This is a genomic window from Dehalococcoidales bacterium (assembly GCA_028716225.1).
In the GTDB taxonomy this organism is placed as follows: domain Bacteria; phylum Chloroflexota; class Dehalococcoidia; order Dehalococcoidales; family UBA5760; genus UBA5760.
In genome coordinates, this window is the sequence record JAQUQE010000153.1 from 1 (window position 1) to 2,594 (window position 2,594).

The 2,594-nt window shown below is 58.3% G+C and carries 2 protein-coding genes; both read right to left on the minus strand.

Annotation, left to right across the window (positions count from 1 at the left end):
- Positions 1 to 98: 98 nt before the first annotated feature.
- Positions 99 to 878 (minus strand): IS21-like element helper ATPase IstB, encoded by a 780-nt coding sequence (istB, locus tag PHI12_15145; GenBank protein MDD5512120.1) that lies wholly within the window; start codon positions 876 to 878, stop codon positions 99 to 101.
- Between the two features lie 15 nt (positions 879 to 893).
- Positions 894 to 2,444, minus strand: coding sequence for an IS21 family transposase (istA, locus tag PHI12_15150; GenBank protein ID MDD5512121.1), 1,551 nt, complete (start codon positions 2,442 to 2,444; stop codon positions 894 to 896).
- Positions 2,445 to 2,594: the final 150 nt, after the last annotated feature.

Below are 2,594 nucleotides of genomic sequence, written 5' to 3' on the forward strand. Positions count from 1 at the left end.
TGCGTATTTCGGTGAAATCGGCCGCTTGTTCGGGATGAAAACGGCCGGGTGTTCGGGCAAACCGGCCACCCCCTGGGGACGCCGGACTAAGGTACAGTTTAGCTTACTTTCTTATCGCTTTCAATCTCCTCCTTTTTATTAGATTTAGCAGCAGGTCTCCTGGTACGCATGGAATCGCCCCTCATCTCGATCTTGTAAGCGTTGTGCAGCAGCCGGTCGCAGACGGCATCGGCCAGGGTGGGATCGCCGATGTTGGGATGCCAGTCGCTGATGGGGCACTGGCTGGCGATAATGGTGGCTCCAGCCTGGTAGCGGTCCTCGACCACTTCCAGCAGGTCCCTTCGTTCGCTATCGGAGAGCGGGGTAAGCAGGAAGTCGTCGATGATCAGGAGCTGCACTCTGCTTAGCCTGGCGAGGGCTTTGAGATGAGAGCCGTCGCCACGTGATTGCTGCAGGGTCTCAAACAGCCGGGGTGCGCGCACGTAGAGCACGGTGTAACCGGCGCGGGCGGCGGCGTTGCCGAGGGCGCAGGCAATAAATGACTTGCCGACGCCCGCAGGGCCGCTGACCAGCACGTTACGATAGGCTGGTACCCACTCCGGGTTAGCCAGCTCCAGCATCACCTGCCGGTCGAGTCCGCGGGGCGCTCCGTAGTCGATATCCTCCAGGGAGGCTTCCTGGCGGAGCCTGGCCTTCTTGAGCAACCGCCGGAGCCTCAGGTTGTCGCGGTACAGCTTTTCATCCTGCACCAGCAGGCCCACGAATTCGTCATGGGCCAGAGATGCCTGATTAGAGTCGGCCAGCCGTTTCTCGAAGCTCTCCGCCATACCGTGTAGCTTGAGAGAATGCAGGATAGAAATCGTTTGTTGGTTAAGCACTGTTTGTCACTCCTTTCACCGGTAATACTCCGGTCCTCTGATATTCTGATGCGGCGGCAGCCCCGGCAGGCGGGGTTGCTCGCCGTTATCGGGATGGCGGTCGAGTCCGGCGGACAGGATGGCCTTCATCGACCGGTAGGAGCAGGCTTTATACTTTAGAGCCCGGCGTGCCGCCGCTTCGACACGTACCGGTTCGTAATCACGTGTCAGGTTAATAATCCCCAGGCATGCCTTGTAGCCCTGCTCCGGATAAGGACGCGTGGCCAGTATCTTTTCCACCAGCCGGGCGGTAGCCTCTCCAGTCTTGCCAGCCCACCGGATAAACCGGTCCGGATTCCACTCGGCATAAAACCGGTGTTCCGGGGGCATATGCTCCGGGAGCGTGGTATAACCGTTTTTGTGGTAAGACCGGACGTGGGCAGCGACACGCTCGCCTTTGCGAAAAGACTCCAGGGTCGTCGCGGTCAGCCGGATATCTAGTCTCTCGTGCAAAAGCCGGTAAGGCACGCTGTAGTAATGGTGGTCCACCTCGATGTGGTAGTTGAGCTGCACCTTAGCCTTGTACCATTCGGCATATTCGTATGGTCCTGTGGGCAGCGGCAGGGCATTGGGCCGGTCTACAGCCTCAAACAACTCCCGGCGGGACTTCTTGAGCTTTTTCAGTGGCCGGGCGTTGAGACGCTCCAGGCACTCGCGAATAGCGGCGTTAAGCTCGGCCAGGCTGTAGAAGGTGCGGTGACGCAGCACCGACAGTATCCACCTCTGAGCAATCAGCACCCCGTTTTCCACCTTCGCCTTATCCCTGGGTTTGCGTGGACGCGCCGGCAGCACGGCGCAGCCGTAGTGCTCGGCCATATCCGCGTAAGTCGGATTTAGCTCCGGTTCATATTTGCATGCCTTGCTCACGCCACTCTTGAGATTATCCGGAACCAGCACCCGGGGAACACATCTGAAATACTCCAGCGCCCGCCGGTGGGCGCCGATCCAGTCCGGCAGGGTCTGGGATAATGTCGTCTCGGCATAGGTGTAATTAGAGGCGCCCCAGACGGCCAGGAATAGCTGTGTCAGAATCAGCTCACCGGTTAATGTGTCGACGATAGACAGTCCATCGGAGTAGTCGATGAACAGCTTTTCGCCACCGCGGTGCTCCTGGCGCATAACGTAATCAAGCTTCTTCCGCCACCGCCAGTAATGCTCGCAGAACTGGGTGTACTGGTAGCCATCAGGGTGTTTTTCCTTGTACTCCAGCCATAGCTGCGAGAGTGTCAGGTTGAATTTACGGTAGGTGCGCAGCTCGTTGTAGATGTGCTCGCAGTCCGGCGGCGGACGTTTGACCGAGCTTGGCACGTGTTCGGTAGGAAACAGGCGCTCTTCGAGCTGGCTTTCAGTAATCGCCGACGCTTCGGACCAGGTCAGCCTGGCTGCCGCGGTTCTCCGCAGATAATCAGCCACGGTGCTCCGGGAAACCTGACAGCTCCTGGCTATTTCCCTCTCGCTGATACCGCAGTCTAACTTTAATCGTAATATCTCTTTGATTTTGCGCACGGACAATCTCCTGTTGGACATGAATCACCTCCATGGTGATTCTATGCCATCGTATTGTCCGGCGCCGTGCCGACGGGGGTGGCCGATTTGCTCCGAAAGAGTGGCCTACTTTACTCCGAAAGGCCGGCCGGTTTGCTCCGAAAAGGTGGCCGTTTTAGTCCGAAAAACGCA

Bases quoted from the DNA above. Each gene is read 5' to 3' on its own strand.
- istA (MDD5512121.1), bottom strand. From the start codon at position 2,444: ATGTCCAACAGGAGATTGTCCGTGCGCAAAATCAAAGAGATATTACGA.